The 15,494-nt window shown below is 43.3% G+C and carries 16 protein-coding genes; 15 read left to right on the forward strand and 1 reads right to left on the reverse strand.

What is annotated here, in order from left to right:
- Positions 1-42: 42 nt before the first annotated feature.
- The 13 genes from purF (at position 43) to SMI_RS00390 (ending at position 12,088) form a co-directional block, all read left to right on the forward strand.
- Positions 43-1,485 (forward strand): amidophosphoribosyltransferase, encoded by a 1,443-nt coding sequence (purF, locus tag SMI_RS00340; RefSeq protein WP_000220607.1) that lies wholly within the window; start codon positions 43-45, stop codon positions 1,483-1,485.
- A gap of 324 nt (positions 1,486-1,809) precedes the next feature.
- Positions 1,810-2,832, forward strand: a complete 1,023-nt coding sequence (purM, locus tag SMI_RS00345; RefSeq protein WP_001284592.1) for a phosphoribosylformylglycinamidine cyclo-ligase — start codon at positions 1,810-1,812, stop codon at positions 2,830-2,832.
- Positions 2,829-3,380: a phosphoribosylglycinamide formyltransferase gene (gene purN / locus SMI_RS00350; RefSeq protein ID WP_000717511.1), complete on the forward strand. Its 552-nt coding sequence runs from the start codon at positions 2,829-2,831 to the stop codon at positions 3,378-3,380. The genes purM and purN overlap by 4 nt, the downstream gene beginning before the upstream one ends.
- 44 nt (positions 3,381-3,424) lie before the next feature.
- Complete coding sequence (locus tag SMI_RS00355) at positions 3,425-3,889, forward strand: GNAT family N-acetyltransferase (RefSeq protein WP_000571271.1); 465 nt, start codon at positions 3,425-3,427, stop codon at positions 3,887-3,889.
- A 1-nt stretch (position 3,890) separates the two neighbouring features.
- Positions 3,891-5,438 (forward strand): bifunctional phosphoribosylaminoimidazolecarboxamide formyltransferase/IMP cyclohydrolase, encoded by a 1,548-nt coding sequence (gene purH / locus SMI_RS00360; protein WP_000166538.1) that lies wholly within the window; start codon positions 3,891-3,893, stop codon positions 5,436-5,438.
- Positions 5,439-5,559: 121 nt separating this feature from the next.
- The gene (gene purD, locus SMI_RS00365; RefSeq protein WP_000772240.1) at positions 5,560-6,825 is read left to right on the forward strand and encodes a phosphoribosylamine--glycine ligase; all 1,266 of its coding nucleotides are present in this window, start codon (positions 5,560-5,562) and stop codon (positions 6,823-6,825) included.
- Between the two features lie 261 nt (positions 6,826-7,086).
- Entirely contained in the window at positions 7,087-7,203 is a 117-nt protein-coding gene (locus tag SMI_RS10675) for a phosphoribosylaminoimidazole carboxylase (RefSeq protein WP_080710434.1), read from the forward strand.
- 30 nt (positions 7,204-7,233) lie between these two features.
- Positions 7,234-7,725, forward strand: coding sequence for a 5-(carboxyamino)imidazole ribonucleotide mutase (purE, locus tag SMI_RS00370; protein WP_000165488.1), 492 nt, complete (start codon positions 7,234-7,236; stop codon positions 7,723-7,725).
- Entirely contained in the window at positions 7,712-8,803 is a 1,092-nt protein-coding gene (gene purK / locus SMI_RS00375; protein WP_000099042.1) for a 5-(carboxyamino)imidazole ribonucleotide synthase, read from the forward strand. The genes purE and purK overlap by 14 nt, the downstream gene beginning before the upstream one ends.
- 9 nt (positions 8,804-8,812) lie before the next feature.
- Positions 8,813-9,040, forward strand: a complete 228-nt coding sequence (locus tag SMI_RS00380; protein ID WP_000614695.1) for a hypothetical protein — start codon at positions 8,813-8,815, stop codon at positions 9,038-9,040.
- 62 nt (positions 9,041-9,102) lie between these two features.
- Positions 9,103-10,398, forward strand: a complete 1,296-nt coding sequence (gene purB / locus SMI_RS00385) for an adenylosuccinate lyase (protein WP_012972422.1) — start codon at positions 9,103-9,105, stop codon at positions 10,396-10,398.
- Positions 10,399-10,508: 110 nt separating this feature from the next.
- Positions 10,509-10,655 carry a hypothetical protein gene (locus SMI_RS10680; protein ID WP_000693551.1) on the forward strand — a complete coding sequence of 49 codons (147 nt, stop codon included), beginning with the start codon at positions 10,509-10,511 and terminating at the stop codon, positions 10,653-10,655.
- A 176-nt stretch (positions 10,656-10,831) separates the two neighbouring features.
- A complete protein-coding gene (locus tag SMI_RS00390; protein WP_000436571.1) occupies positions 10,832-12,088 on the forward strand; it encodes an ISL3 family transposase in 1,257 nt (418 codons plus the stop codon).
- Positions 12,089-12,183: 95 nt separating this feature from the next.
- On the opposite strand, the gene SMI_RS00395 is transcribed toward SMI_RS00390, so the two are convergent.
- Positions 12,184-12,900: a GntR family transcriptional regulator gene (locus SMI_RS00395; protein WP_012972423.1), complete on the reverse strand. Its 717-nt coding sequence runs from the start codon at positions 12,898-12,900 to the stop codon at positions 12,184-12,186.
- Positions 12,901-13,218: 318 nt separating this feature from the next.
- On the opposite strand from SMI_RS00395, the gene SMI_RS00400 reads away from it, so the two are divergent.
- Positions 13,219-15,006, forward strand: a complete 1,788-nt coding sequence (locus SMI_RS00400) for a glycoside hydrolase family 35 protein (RefSeq protein WP_000196523.1) — start codon at positions 13,219-13,221, stop codon at positions 15,004-15,006.
- Entirely contained in the window at positions 15,003-15,479 is a 477-nt protein-coding gene (locus tag SMI_RS00405; RefSeq protein WP_000156971.1) for a PTS sugar transporter subunit IIB, read from the forward strand. The genes SMI_RS00400 and SMI_RS00405 overlap by 4 nt, the downstream gene beginning before the upstream one ends.
- The last annotated feature ends 15 nt before the right edge of the window (positions 15,480-15,494 follow it).

Here is a 15,494-nt window from a genome sequence, read left to right on the forward strand (position 1 = left end):
TTTAGCTCTTGGTGCTACACAAATAAAAATTAGGTATATAAAATGACATACGAAGTAAAATCTCTTAATGAAGAATGTGGTGTTTTCGGTATCTGGGGCCATCCAGATGCTGCTAAATTGACCTATTTTGGTCTCCATAGTCTTCAGCACCGTGGTCAGGAGGGGGCAGGAATCCTCTCCAATGACCAAGGAAAACTAAAGCACCATCGTGACATGGGGCTTTTATCAGAAGTCTTCAGAAATCCTGCTAATTTGGATAAATTGACAGGAACTGGTGCGATTGGGCATGTGCGTTACGCGACTGCTGGCGAAGCTTCTGTAGATAATATCCAGCCCTTCCTCTTCCGTTTTCACGATATGCAGTTTGGGTTGGCTCATAATGGAAATCTGACCAATGCAGCCTCTCTCAAGAAAGAATTGGAACAAAGAGGAGCAATTTTCAGCGCGACTTCGGACTCGGAAATCTTGGCTCACCTCATTCGTCGCAGTCATAATCCTAGCCTGATGGGCAAAATCAAGGAAGCGCTCAGCCTTGTCAAAGGTGGCTTTGCTTATATCCTGCTGTTTGAGGATAAGTTGATTGCGGCTCTTGACCCCAATGGTTTCCGTCCGCTTTCTATCGGGAAAATGGCCAACGGAGCGGTGGTGGTTTCCTCTGAAACTTGTGCTTTTGAAGTCATTGGTGCAGAGTGGATTCGTGATTTGAAGCCAGGTGAGATTGTGATCATTGATGACAAGGGAATCCAGTATGATAGCTATACAGACGATACTCAGTTAGCAATCTGTTCTATGGAGTATATCTATTTTGCTCGCCCTGATTCTAACATTCATGGTGTCAATGTCCATACGGCTCGCAAACGTATGGGTGCCCAATTGGCGCGTGAATTCAAGCATGAGGCGGATATCGTGGTCGGTGTGCCCAATTCTTCCCTGAGCGCAGCGATGGGATTTGCGGAAGAGTCTGGGCTACCAAATGAAATGGGCCTCATCAAGAACCAATACACCCAACGTACCTTTATCCAACCGACTCAAGAATTGCGGGAGCAAGGGGTGCGGATGAAACTATCTGCTGTTTCTGGTGTTGTCAAAGGCAAGCGCGTGGTTATGGTGGATGATTCCATTGTTCGTGGAACAACCTCTCGTCGTATCGTTCAGCTCTTGAAAGAAGCAGGTGCGACTGAAGTTCACGTTGCTATTGGTAGTCCAGCGCTAGCTTATCCATGCTTCTACGGGATTGATATCCAGACCCGTCAGGAGCTAATTGCGGCCAATCATACGGTTGAAGAAACTCGCCAAATCATTGGTGCGGACAGTCTGACCTATCTTTCTGTTGAGGGGTTGATTGATTCAATTGGTATTGAAACGGATGCGCCAAATGGTGGTCTCTGTGTCGCTTACTTTGACGGTGACTACCCAACACCTCTCTACGATTATGAAGAAGACTATCGTCGCAGTTTAGAAGAAAAGACCAGTTTTTACAAATAGACGGATAAAGATTCTCCATTAAAGGAAAGGAAGAGGAGACAAAATGACAAATAGGAGTGCTTATGCTTCACGTCTCACTACTGACTAAAAGCTAAAGCATTTGTCAGTAGACGCTTTGTCCTATAGGGCAAAGCTAGAACCCTGACTAGTATTTTTATACTCTTCGAAAATCAAATTCAAACCACGTCAGCTTCACCTTGCCGTACTCAAGTACAGCCTGCGGCTAGCTTCCTAGTTTGCTCTTTGATTTTCATTGAGTATTAGATAAAATAATTGTTTATCTAAAAATACGTCGCAATCTTCTCAAAGAAAAGGAAAAATAAAATGGCAAATAAAAATGCGTACGCTCAATCTGGTGTGGATGTTGAAGCGGGTTATGAAGTTGTTGAACGGATTAAAAAGCACGTGGCTCGTACGGAGCGTGCAGGTGTCATGGGAGCTCTGGGTGGCTTTGGTGGTATGTTTGATCTTTCAAAAACTGGGGTTAAAGAACCTGTCTTGATTTCAGGAACTGATGGTGTCGGAACCAAGCTCATGCTGGCTATCAAGTACGACAAGCACGATACCATCGGTCAGGACTGTGTGGCCATGTGTGTCAATGATATCATCGCTGCAGGTGCGGAGCCCCTCTATTTCCTCGACTATGTGGCGACAGGGAAGAATGAACCAGCTAAACTAGAACAAGTAGTCGCTAGTGTTGCAGAAGGCTGTGTGCAGGCTGGCGCTGCCCTCATTGGTGGGGAAACGGCTGAAATGCCTGGCATGTACGGCGAAGATGACTATGACTTGGCTGGTTTTGCGGTCGGTGTGGCTGAAAAATCTCAAATCATTGACGGTTCAAAGGTGGCAGAAGGAGATGTTCTTCTCGGACTTGCTTCAAGTGGGATTCATTCCAATGGTTACTCTCTCGTCCGTCGTGTCTTTGCGGATTACACAGGTGAGGAAGTCCTGCCAGAATTGGAAGGCAAGCAACTCAAGGAAGTTCTCCTTGAGCCGACTCGTATCTATGTCAAGGCTGTTTTGCCACTCATCAAGGAAGAGTTGATCAACGGTATTGCCCACATCACTGGTGGTGGCTTTATCGAAAATGTCCCTCGTATGTTTGCAGCTGACTTGGCTGCTGAGATTGAAGAAGACAAGGTTCCAGTTTTACCGATTTTCAAAGCCCTTGAAAAATACGGTCAGATCAAACACGAAGAAATGTTTGAAATCTTCAATATGGGTGTGGGACTTATGCTAGCAGTTAGCCCTGAAAATGTAAGCCGTGTCAAGGAATTGTTGGATGAACCAGTCTATGAAATTGGTCGTATCGTCAAGAAAGAAAACGAAAGTGTCATCATCAAATGAAAAAAATAGCGGTTTTTGCCTCTGGTAATGGCTCAAATTTTCAGGTGATAGCGGAACAATTTCCAGTAGAGTTTGTCTTCTCAGACCATCGTGACGCCTATGTGCTCGAACGTGCAGACAAGCTCGGCGTTCTGTCCTATGCTTTTGAACTCAAGGAGTTTGAGAGCAAGGCAGACTACGAAGCGGCCCTTGTCGAACTCTTGGAAGAACACCAGATTGCCTTGGTTTGTCTAGCAGGCTACATGAAAATTGTTGGGCCAACCTTATTGGCGGCTTATGAAGGTCAGATTGTCAACATTCATCCAGCCTACCTGCCAGAGTTTCCAGGAGCTCATGGGATTGAGGATGCTTGGAATGCTGACGTGGATCAGTCTGGCGTGACCATTCACTGGGTGGATTCTGGAGTGGATACAGGAAAGGTCATCAAACAAGTACGTGTGCCGCGACTAGCTGATGATACCATAGAAAGCTTTGAAGCTAGGATTCATGAGGCAGAGTATAAGTTATATCCGGAAGTTCTAGAGAGTTTAGGGATGGGGAGAAGATAAGAAGTAAATCAAGTTTTGATTGCGCAATCTTGCTAGGAGAAAAAATGATTGAACTGAAATTAGTAGATGAGAGCAGTTTTCAGGCAGTGCTGGATTTGAAAATATCTGAAGCTGATGAACGAGCACGTTTCGTGTCTCCAAATGTACGCTCTTTAGCTGACGCATGGCTCTACCGAGAGAATGGGGATGTGTTTCCAATGGCAATTTATTGGAATGAGCTTGTAGTTGGTTTTCTCCTGTTGGAAATAGATAAGGATGAAGCGGAATACTTTATCTGGAGGATAATGATTGACCAGCAGTACCAAGGAAGAGGTTATGGACGAAAAGCTGTGGAAGTTCTGATCAAAAAGGCTCAGATGGATAGCACTTGCAATTATATTATCGCAGATTATGTGGTTGGAAATGAAAAAATGAAGCACCTGTTGACTAGTTTGGGTTTTCAGGAAACAGGATTTATAGAAGAAAATAACGAAGTCGCTATGCGCTTGGACCTAAAGAAAGAGGAATAGAATGACTAAACGCGCCTTAATCAGCGTCTCAGATAAAGCGGGCATTGTTGAATTTGCCCAAGAACTTAAAAAACTTGGTTGGGATATTATCTCGACAGGTGGGACAAAGGTTGCCCTTGACAATGCTGGGGTGGAGACCATTGCTATCGATGATGTGACAGGCTTCCCAGAGATGATGGATGGCCGTGTTAAGACCCTTCATCCAAATATCCACGGTGGGCTCCTCGCTCGTCGTGATTTGGATAGTCACTTGGAAGCAGCTAAGGACAATCAGATTGAGCTCATCGACCTTGTTGTGGTCAATCTCTATCCCTTTAAAGAAACCATCCTCAAACCAGATGTGACTTATGCAGATGCAGTGGAGAATATCGATATCGGTGGGCCATCTATGCTTCGCTCGGCAGCGAAGAATCATGCCAGCGTGACGGTTGTGGTAGACCCTGCTGACTATAAAGTGGTTTTGGACGAATTGGCAGCAAACGGCGAAACCTCTTATGAAACTCGCCAACGTTTGGCAGCCAAAGTTTTCCGTCACACAGCGGCTTATGATGCCTTGATTGCAGAGTATTTCACAGCTCAAGTCGGAGAACGCAAACCAGAAAAACTCACTTTAACCTATGACCTCAAGCAAGCCATGCGCTACGGTGAGAATCCTCAGCAGGATGCAGATTTCTATCAAAAAGCATTGTCGACAGATTATTCTATTGCATCAGCGAAACAGCTTAACGGTAAGGAATTGTCCTTCAACAATATCCGTGATGCTGACGCTGCCATTCGTATCATCCGTGACTTCAAAGACCGTCCAACCGTTGTGGCTCTCAAACACATGAACCCATGTGGAATCGGTCAGGCTGATGACATCGAGACTGCTTGGGATTACGCTTATGAGTCTGACCCAGTGTCTATTTTTGGTGGCATTGTCGTTCTTAACCGTGAGGTGGATGCTGCGACAGCTGAGAAGATGCATGGTGTTTTCCTCGAAATCATCATTGCACCAAGCTATACGGATGAGGCGCTGGCCATTTTGACCAACAAAAAGAAAAACTTGCGTATCCTTGCCTTGCCATTTGACGCTCAAGAGGCTAGCGAAGTGGAAGCAGAATACACAGGCGTAATCGGTGGACTTCTCGTGCAAAATCAAGACGTGGTGAAAGAAAGTCCAACTGACTGGCAAGTGGTGACCAAACGCCAGCCAACTGAGACAGAAGCGACAGCTCTTGAGTTTGCTTGGAAAGCTATTAAATACGTCAAATCAAACGGTATCATCATGACCAATGATCATATGACGCTGGGTGTTGGACCAGGTCAAACCAACCGTGTGGCTTCTGTTCGTATTGCCATCGACCAAGCTAAAGACCGCCTCGACGGCGCTGTGCTTGCTTCCGATGCCTTCTTCCCATTTGCGGATAATGTGGAAGAAATCGCCAAAGCAGGTATCAAGGCTATTATCCAGCCAGGTGGATCGGTCCGTGACCAAGAGTCTATCGAAGCTGCGGATAAATATGGCTTGACTATGGTCTTCACAGGCGTGAGACATTTTAGACATTAAGAACACTAAAGGGAAGAAAACAGTTTCTTTCCTTTTTTGCTTAAAAATACTTAATAAAACAAGATTAAAACGAACGTTTATGTTATAATGTTAGTAAATAATTCGCAAAAGAGGTTGAAGAATGAAACTGCTTGTTGTCGGTTCAGGTGGTCGTGAGCATGCGATTGCTAAGAAGTTGCTTGAGTCAAAAGAGGTAGAAAAGGTTTTTGTTGCCCCTGGGAATGACGGGATGACTCTGGATGGTTTGGAATTGGTAAATATCTCTATTTCCGAACATTCTGAATTGATTGAGTTTGTAAAAGCCAACGATATTGCTTGGTCCTTTATCGGGCCAGATGATGCCCTTGCGGCTGGGATTGTGGATGATTTCAATGCGGCAGGACTCAAAGCTTTTGGTCCGACTAAGGCTGCGGCTGAACTTGAGTGGTCCAAGGATTTTGCCAAGGAAATCATGGTCAAATACGGAGTTCCGACAGCAGCCTATGGCACATTCTCAGATTTCGAGGAAGCTAAGGTCTATATCGAAAAGCAGGGTGCGCCTATCGTAGTCAAGGCGGATGGCTTGGCGCTTGGGAAGGGTGTCGTCGTTGCGGAGACGGTTGAGCAAGCAGTCGAAGCAGCTCACGAGATGCTTTTGGACAATAAATTTGGTGACTCAGGTGCGCGTGTAGTTATTGAGGAATTCCTTGATGGGGAGGAATTTTCACTCTTTGCCTTTGTCAATGGTGATAAGTTCTACATCATGCCAACGGCTCAGGACCACAAACGTGCCTACGATGGCAACAAAGGGCCTAATACGGGTGGTATGGGTGCCTATGCGCCAGTTCCTCACTTGCCAGAGAGCGTGGTTGCTACAGCGGTTGACACCATTGTCAAGCCAGTCCTTGAGGGCATGATTAAAGAAGGGCGCCCTTATCTTGGTATCCTTTACGCTGGTCTTATCTTGACAGCGGACGGCCCTAAGGTTATCGAGTTCAACGCTCGCTTCGGAGATCCAGAAACTCAGATTATCTTGCCTCGTCTGACATCTGACTTTGCACAAAATATTACGGATATTCTGGATAGCAAGGAGCCAAATATCACTTGGACAGATAAGGGTGTGACTCTGGGTGTGGTTGTCGCATCCAAGGGCTACCCCCTAGACTATGAAAAAGGTGTCAAGTTGCCAGCCAAGACAGAAGGCGACATTATCACCTATTATGCAGGGGCTAAGTTTGCGGAAAATAGCAGAGCACTGCTGTCAAATGGCGGACGTGTTTATATGCTCGTCACTACTGCAGATACCGTCGAAGACGGACAAAACATTATTTACAGTGAACTCGCCCAACAAAACACAGAAGGGCTCTTCTACCGAACAGATATCGGAAGCAAGGCCATAAAAGATTAACAGATATTATAGTTGTCATGGCGAGCGAAAGCGAGCCAAAGTGAGATAATGGTCGCCGTGGTGAAAAGACCAGAACAGATACTGTTCTGGTCGGGGAAACTTTGAGACCTTAGGCTCAAAGTTTAGGAATGAAACCGAAGGTTTGCTTCCGTCCCCCCCAAGACCATTATCAAAAAAGAATTAGCAAAAATTCACAAAACACGATAATGGTCGCATAACTTACGAGCGTTAGCGAGTTAATATAGAACAATCACCGCCGTTGTGAAAGAACGATTGAATGACAATCCAATCGTTCAGGGAAATTGGAAGACCTTGGGCTTCCGATTTAGGCATGAGACACCTTTGGTGGCTGCTGCCGTCCCTCACAACCTAAAGTGATTGAAAAAAGAAGGAAAGAGAAGGAAAATTATGACCAAGCCAATTATTTCCATCATCATGGGCTCAAAATCCGACTGGGCAACCATGCAAAAAACAGCAGAAGTCCTTGACCGCTTCGGTGTAGCCTATGAAAAGAAAGTTGTCTCCGCCCACCGTACACCAGACCTTATGTTCAAATATGCCGAAGAAGCACGTAGCCGTGGCATCAAGGTTATCATTGCAGGTGCTGGTGGCGCAGCTCATTTGCCAGGCATGGTTGCAGCTAAAACCACTCTGCCTGTTATTGGTGTGCCTGTCAAATCTCGTGCCCTTAGTGGCGTGGATTCGCTCTATTCGATCGTTCAGATGCCGGGTGGAGTACCAGTTGCAACCATGGCGATTGGTGAAGCTGGCGCGACTAACGCTGCCCTCTTCGCCCTCCGTCTCCTCTCAGTAGAGGATCAGTCTATCGCGACAGCATTGGCAGATTTCGCAAAGGAGCAAGGAAAAATCGCAGAGGAGTCTACCAATGAGCTCATCTAAAACAATCGGAATTATCGGTGGTGGTCAGCTAGGGCAGATGATGGCCATTTCTGCTATCTACATGGGCCACAAGGTTATAGCGCTGGATCCTGCTGCGGATTGCCCAGCCTCTCGTGTGGCGGAAATCATTGTGGCGCCTTATAACGATGTGGATGCCCTTCGTCAGCTGGCTGAGCGTTGCGATGTCCTGACTTATGAATTTGAAAATGTAGATGCTGACGGTTTGGATGCTGTTATTAAAGAAGGTCAGCTTCCTCAAGGAACCGACCTGCTCCGCATTTCGCAAAATCGTATTTTTGAAAAGGACTTTCTCTCAAACAAGGCTCAAGTAACGGTAGCACCTTACAAGGTTGTGACTTCTAGCCAAGATTTGGCGGAGATTGACTTGTCCAAAAACTATGTCCTCAAGACTGCGACTGGTGGCTATGACGGACATGGTCAAAAGGTCATTCGCTCAGAAGCAGATTTGGAAGAAGCCTATGCGCTAGCTGACTCAGCAGACTGCGTTTTGGAAGAATTTGTTAATTTTGACCTTGAAATTTCTGTCATCGTATCAGGAAATGGCAAGGACGTGACGGTTTTCCCAGTTCAGGAAAATATCCACCGCAACAATATCCTGTCTAAGACCATTGTGCCGGCTCGCATTTCAGAAAGTTTAGATGAAAAAGCCAAAGCCATGGCAGTGCGAATCGCAGAACAGCTCAATTTGTCTGGAACCCTTTGCGTGGAAATGTTTGCGACAGCTAATGATATTATCGTCAATGAGATTGCCCCACGCCCACATAACTCAGGACACTACTCAATCGAAGCCTGCGCCTTCTCTCAGTTTGATACCCATATTTTAGGAGTTCTGGGAGCACCATTGCCAGCTATCCACCTGCATGCGCCAGCCGTTATGCTCAACGTTCTCGGCCAACACGTCGAGGCCGCTGAAAAGTATGTCGCAGAAAATCCAAGCACCCACCTCCACATGTATGGTAAAATAGAAGCGAAGCACAACCGCAAGATGGGACATGTGACTGTGTTTAGTAATGAACCAGACAATGTGGTTGAGTTTGGGAAAGGGATAGATTTTTAGGACAAGTCTATGATACAAATTATCGTTAACGCTTTTGTTGAAAAGGATAAGACTGGAGCAGTCGTTGAAGTCTTGTATGCTAGTAGTGATCACGAAAAGGTAAAGGCTAAATATGAAGAGCTAGTTGCTCTATATCCTGAAAACTATTTAGCAATTTATGATTTACCATTGGATACCGATCTCAATGAATTACTACACTATCCGTCTGTGTTTATTGGGAAAGAAGAGTTTGAGTAGAAATCTTGCTTTACCTAGATAGTTTATTCCCAACAGCTTAAGAAGAAAGGAAAATGAACAACATGATCAACCGTTACTCTCGCCCTGAGATGGCGAATATTTGGAGTGAAGAAAATAAATACCGTGCTTGGCTTGAAGTGGAAATCTTGGCTGACGAGGCATGGGCTGAGTTGGGGGAAATCCCTAAGGAAGATGTGGCTTTGATTCGCGAAAAGGCGGACTTTGACATCGACCGTATTTTGGAGATTGAGCAGGAGACTCGCCATGACGTAGTTGCCTTTACACGTGCGGTTTCTGAGACTCTTGGTGAAGAGCGCAAGTGGGTCCATTACGGCTTGACATCAACTGACGTGGTGGATACGGCCTACGGTTACCTCTACAAGCAGGCCAACGACATTATCCGTCGTGACCTTGAAAATTTCACCAACATCATCGCTGATAAGGCTAAGGAGCACAAGTTTACCATCATGATGGGTCGTACCCACGGTGTGCACGCTGAACCTACAACCTTTGGTCTAAAATTGGCGACTTGGTATAGCGAAATGAAGCGCAACATCGAGCGTTTCGAGCATGCAGCTGCTGGAGTGGAAGCTGGTAAGATTTCTGGTGCGGTTGGGAACTTTGCCAACATCCCACCATTCGTAGAGCAATACGTCTGCGACAAATTGGGTATCCGTGCTCAAGAAATCTCTACACAGGTCCTTCCTCGTGACCTTCACGCTGAGTACTTTGCAGTTCTTGCTAGCATCGCAACTTCTATTGAGCGTATGGCGACTGAGATTCGTGGTTTGCAAAAATCAGAACAACGTGAAGTGGAAGAGTTCTTTGCCAAGGGGCAAAAAGGGTCTTCAGCAATGCCTCACAAACGCAACCCAATTGGTTCTGAAAACATGACAGGTCTGGCGCGCGTTATCCGTGGTCACATGATTACAGCCTATGAGAACGTGGCTCTCTGGCACGAACGTGACATCTCTCACTCATCAGCTGAGCGTATCATCACACCAGATACGACCATCTTGATCGACTACATGCTTAACCGTTTTGGAAATATTGTTAAGAACTTGACAGTCTTCCCAGAAAACATGATCCGCAACATGAACTCAACTTTCGGTTTGATTTTCAGCCAACGTGCTATGTTGACCTTGATTGAAAAAGGAATGACCCGTGAACAAGCTTATGATTTGGTGCAACCAAAAACAGCCTACTCTTGGGACAACCAAGTAGACTTTAAACCGCTTCTGGAAGCAGATCCAGAGGTGACATCACGCCTCACACAAGAAGAAATCGATGAAATCTTCAACCCTCTTTATTACACTAAACGAGTGGATGATATCTTTGAACGTCTTGGTTTAGGATAATTAGAATAAAAATCGAAGTTCTATTACTCTATTTACTGGAATAGAAGAAATTCGATTTTTCTTGTTTATTAAAGCTTTTTGATAAAAAGATTACCAATATTTTATACTCAATGAAAATCAAAGAGCAAACTAGGATGCTAGCCGCAGGCTGCTCAAAACACTATTTTGAGGTTGTAGATGAAACTGACGAAGTCAGTAACCATATATACGGCAAGGCGACGCTGACGTGGTTTGAAGAGATTTTCGGAGAGTATTAGTAAAATTTCAACTAATTTAATCGATCTTCATTGACATATAGAAAATATATTTGGCTCTATAATATTTGTAGTGGGTAAATCCCCTATAGGTATTATGGAGCCTATTTTGTTGTAGAAAAAAAGTCCCATAAGATCTATAATGAAAAGTGACCAAACAACTCATTAGAAAGATTCATATGGAACAATTACATTTTATCACAAAACTACTAGACATTAAAGACCCTAATATCCAAATTATGGATGTTGTTAATAGGGATACCCACAAAGAAATCATCGCTAAACTAGATTGTGAGGCCCCATCTTGTCCTGATTGCGGAAGTCTAATGAAGAAATATGACTTTCAAAAACCGTCTAAGATCCCTTACCTCGAAACAACTGGTATGCCTACTAGAATTCTCCTTAAAAAACGCCGTTTTAAGTGCTATCAGTGCTCAAAAATGATGGTTGCTGAGACTCCTCTAGTAAAGAAAAATCATCAAATCCCTCGTATCATCAACCAAAAAATTGCTCAGAAGCTGATTGAAAAAACTTCCATGACCGATATTGCTCATCAGTTGTCTATTTCAACTTCAACTGTCATTCGAAAGCTCAATGACTTCCGTTTTAAGTATGATTTTTCTCATCTTCCAGAGATTATATCTTGGGATGAGTACTCCTTTACAAAGGGAAAGATGAGTTTCATTGCACAAGATTTTGAAAAGCTCAATATCATCACTGTTCTTGAGGGCAGAACACAAGCTATCATCCGGAATCACTTCCTTCGCTACGATAGAGCCGTTCGTTGTCAGGTGAAAATCATTACTATGGATATGTTTAGTCCTTATTATGACTTGGCTAAACAGCTTTTTCCGTGTGCTAAAATCGTTCTAGATCGTTTCCATATTATCCAACATCTTAGCCGTGCTATGAGTCGTGTGCGTGTCCAAATCATGAATCAGTTTCATCGAAAATCCCATGAATATAAGGCTATCAAACGCTACTGGAAACTCATCCAACAAGATAGTCAGAAACTCAGCTATAAACGTTTTTATCGCCCTACTTTTCGCATGCACTTGACGAATAAAGAAATTCTAGACAAGCTTTTGAGCTATTCAGAAGACTTGAAACACCACTACCATCTCTATCAACTTTTGCTTTTTCACTTTCAGAACAAGGAGTCTGAGAAATTCTTTGGACTCATTGAGAACAATCTGCAGCTAGTTCATCCTCTTTTTCAGACTGTTTTTAAAACCTTTCTAAAGGACAAAGAGAAAATTGTCAACGCCCTTCAACTACCCTATTCTAACGCCAAATTGGAAGCGACTAATAATCTCATCAAACTTATCAAACGAAAGGCCTTTGGATTTCGGAACTTTGAAAACTTCAAAAAACGGATTTTTATCGCTCTGAACATCAAAAAAGAAAGGACGAATTTTATCCTTTCTCGAGCTTAGCTGACTTCAACCCACTACAGTTGACAAAGAGCCATATATTTTTAATGTCATATAATAAGCATAGAAAAAGCCCAAGCAAGGCTCAGGCTTTCTTCTTAGTGATCACGGTCACATGAAATGAATTTGATTTTGTAGTAATCTGCTCGTTTATATGTTTCGCTGTATGCGAGAACTTGACCAGTAGACTCTAGTTTAGTCGTCTTGGTTTGTAAAACGCTAGGGAATTGTTCATCGACTCCAAGGACTGAAGCCGCATGTTCTGGAGTTGGAAATGCTATTTCGTTGATTTCTTCAAAATGTTCATCATTCATGTGGATGTGATAATCCAATTTGAAACGGTTATAGATAGAGCTATAATATTCAAGATTTGGATAATTTGCGTTGATGTATTGTTCTGGAATATAAGATGTGTGATAGATGTATACGACACCATTTGTTTCGCGTACACGTTCAATCTTGTAGTAGAACTGGTCACCGCGTAGTCCAAGTTTTTCTAAGTAGTTTAATTTGTTTCCGCGCTCAATAGAAAGGACGGTAACTTTATCATCTTTAGTTTCAAAAACTTCTACATCAGAAAACTCTACGAGTTTGTGTTTGCGTGCGCGTGAAACGAATGTACCCTTTCCTTGTTGGCGGACAATATAGCCGTCTTTGGCAAGGTCGTTTAAGGCGCGGACAACTGTGATAGAACTTACATCATACATAGCGATCAATTCAGCTTCAGTGTAAAATTTATCTCCACTAGCGAATTGGCCAGAAATGATTTTGTTCTTTAATTCATCTTTTATATATTGATACTTTGGAATTGCCATAATTTCACCTCGATTTTCCTTCTCCGTTAAAGATTCTACCATAAAACCGAAAAGAATAGTAGTCTTTTGAATAAAAAAATTAGAATAATAGGGTATAAGGTTAATTTACATCGAAATTAATAGAAAAACATACATTTTTATACATGGTTTTTAAAGGATACTATTGTTATAAATTAGAGACTTTTATAAGTTTTTTGTGTAAAAGTTAGTTAAAAATGAAAAAAATTGTGAAAACCTATTGACAAAAGCAAAATATTGAGATATATTTAATATATCAACAAATGAAAGCGTAAACTTTAATTGTCAGAAGGTAGTAAAATGACACGATTTGATATTAGGGACGATTTCTATTTAGATGGGAAACCGTTCAAGATTTTGTCCGGCGCCATTCATTATTTTAGGATTCCTCCAGAAGATTGGTATCATTCACTCTACAACTTGAAAGCCCTTGGCTTTAATACGGTAGAGACTTATGTAGCTTGGAATTTACATGAGCCTCGTGAGGGTGAGTTTCATTTTGAAGGAGCTCTGGATTTGGAGCGATTTCTACAGACAGCACAAGATTTGGGTCTCTACGCTATCGTTCGTCCCTCTCCCTTCATCTGTGCGGAGTGGGAATTCGGTGGCTTACCGGCTTGGCTTTTAACCAAGAATATGCGGATTCGCTCATCCGCCCCAGCCTATATTGAAGCTGTCGGTCGCTACTATGACCAGCTCTTGTCACGATTGGTTCCACATTTGTTGGACAATGGTGGCAATATCCTTATGATGCAGGTTGAAAATGAGTATGGTTCTTATGGAGAAGATAAGGCTTACCTAAGAGCAATTCGACAGTTGATGGAAGATCGTGGCGTAACCTGTCCACTCTTTACATCAGATGGTCCATGGCGAGCTACTCTGAAAGCTGGAACCTTAATCGAAGATGACCTCTTTGTAACAGGCAACTTTGGTTCTAAGGCCCCTTACAACTTTTCACAGATGCAGGAATTCTTTGATGAACATGGCAAGAAATGGCCACTCATGTGTATGGAGTTCTGGGATGGCTGGTTCAATCGTTGGAAGGAACCGATTATCACACGGGACCCAAAAGAATTGGCAGATGCAGTTCGAGAAGTTTTGGAACAAGGTTCCATCAATCTATACATGTTTCATGGTGGTACAAATTTTGGCTTCATGAATGGTTGTTCGGCTCGAGGAACTTTGGACCTGCCACAGGTTACATCTTATGATTATGATGCCCTTCTGGATGAAGAAGGAAATCCAACTGCCAAATATTTGGCAGTCAAGAAGATGATGGCGACACATTTCCCAGAGTATCCGCAGTTGGAACCACTCTATAAGGAAAGCATGAAAGTGGACGCTATTCCACTTGCTGAAAAAGTTTCCTTGTTTGAAACCTTAGATAGCTTGTCCAGTCCTATAGAAAGTCTCTATCCTCAAAAGATGGAGGAGCTAGGACAAAGTTATGGCTATCTTCTCTATCGTACTGAGGCAAGTTGGGATGCAGAAGAGGAAAGACTTCGTATCATTGATGGACGTGACCGTGCTCAACTCTTTGTAGATGGTCAATGGATTTCCACTCAATACCAGACAGAGATTGGGGAAGATATTTTCTATCAAGGTCAAAAGGAAGCGCTATCTAGAATTGACATATTGATAGAAAATATGGGGCGTGTCAACTATGGGCATAAGTTCTTAGCCGATACGCAACGTAAGGGAATCCGAACAGGAGTTTGTAAGGATTTGCACTTCTTACTAAACTGGAAACACTATCCACTCCCACTGGATAATCCTGAGAAAATTGATTTTTCAAAAGGATGGACAGAAGGACAACCAGCCTTTTACGCTTATGACTTTACAGTCCGAGAGCCAAAAGATACTTACCTAGACTTGTCTGAGTTTGGTAAGGGGGTTGCCTTTGTCAATGGGCGGAACATAGGACGTTTTTGGAACGTCGGTCCAACCCTCTCGCTTTATATCCCTCATAGCTATCTCAAGGAAGGTGCCAACCGCATCATTATCTTTGAAACAGAAGGTGAATATAAAGAAGAGATTCATTTAACTCGTAAACCTACACTAAAACATATAAAGGGGGAAAACTTATGACAATTGTAGGATGCCGTATCGATGGACGTTTGATCCACGGACAAGTAGCCAATCTTTGGGCTGGAAAACTAAATGTTTCACGTATTATGGTTGTAGATGACGAAGTTGTCAACAATGACGTTGAAAAGAGTGGTTTGAAACTCGCGACACCACCAGGTGTGAAATTGAGTATTTTGCCAATTGAAAAAGCGGCAGCCAATATTCTTGCTGGAAAATACGATAGCCAACGTCTCTTTATCGTGGCTCGTAAGCCAGATCGCTTCCTTGGTTTGGTAGAAGCAGGTGTACCACTTGAAACCCTTAATGTTGGGAATATGTCTCAAACACCAGAAACTCGCGCCATCACACGTTCCATCAACGTAGTGGACAAGGATGTGGAAGACTTCCACAAATTGGCAGAAAAAGGTGTTAAACTTACTGCTCAAATGGTTCCAAATGATCCAGTTTCAGACTTTTTGAGCTTATTAAAATAGGAAAAAATTTTTAGG

The sequence above is a fragment of the Streptococcus mitis B6 genome (assembly GCF_000027165.1).
In the GTDB taxonomy this organism is placed as follows: Bacteria; Bacillota; Bacilli; order Lactobacillales; family Streptococcaceae; genus Streptococcus; species Streptococcus mitis_AR.

Excerpts from the sequence above, each read along its gene's own strand:
- purF (WP_000220607.1), top strand. The coding sequence starts at position 43 with ATGACATACGAAGTAAAATCTCTTAATGAAGAATGTGGTGTTTTCGGT.
- purM (WP_001284592.1), top strand. The coding sequence starts at position 1,810 with ATGGCAAATAAAAATGCGTACGCTCAATCTGGTGTGGATGTTGAAGCG.
- purN (WP_000717511.1), top strand. The coding sequence starts at position 2,829 with ATGAAAAAAATAGCGGTTTTTGCCTCTGGTAATGGCTCAAATTTTCAG.
- SMI_RS00355 (WP_000571271.1), top strand. The coding sequence starts at position 3,425 with ATGATTGAACTGAAATTAGTAGATGAGAGCAGTTTTCAGGCAGTGCTG.
- purH (WP_000166538.1), top strand. The coding sequence starts at position 3,891 with ATGACTAAACGCGCCTTAATCAGCGTCTCAGATAAAGCGGGCATTGTT.
- purD (WP_000772240.1), top strand. The coding sequence starts at position 5,560 with ATGAAACTGCTTGTTGTCGGTTCAGGTGGTCGTGAGCATGCGATTGCT.
- purE (WP_000165488.1), top strand. The coding sequence starts at position 7,234 with ATGACCAAGCCAATTATTTCCATCATCATGGGCTCAAAATCCGACTGG.
- purK (WP_000099042.1), top strand. The coding sequence starts at position 7,712 with ATGAGCTCATCTAAAACAATCGGAATTATCGGTGGTGGTCAGCTAGGG.
- SMI_RS00380 (WP_000614695.1), top strand. The coding sequence starts at position 8,813 with ATGATACAAATTATCGTTAACGCTTTTGTTGAAAAGGATAAGACTGGA.
- purB (WP_012972422.1), top strand. The coding sequence starts at position 9,103 with ATGATCAACCGTTACTCTCGCCCTGAGATGGCGAATATTTGGAGTGAA.
- SMI_RS10680 (WP_000693551.1), top strand. The coding sequence starts at position 10,509 with ATGAAAATCAAAGAGCAAACTAGGATGCTAGCCGCAGGCTGCTCAAAA.
- SMI_RS00390 (WP_000436571.1), top strand. The coding sequence starts at position 10,832 with ATGGAACAATTACATTTTATCACAAAACTACTAGACATTAAAGACCCT.
- SMI_RS00395 (WP_012972423.1), bottom strand. The coding sequence starts at position 12,900 with ATGGCAATTCCAAAGTATCAATATATAAAAGATGAATTAAAGAACAAA.
- SMI_RS00400 (WP_000196523.1), top strand. The coding sequence starts at position 13,219 with ATGACACGATTTGATATTAGGGACGATTTCTATTTAGATGGGAAACCG.
- SMI_RS00405 (WP_000156971.1), top strand. The coding sequence starts at position 15,003 with ATGACAATTGTAGGATGCCGTATCGATGGACGTTTGATCCACGGACAA.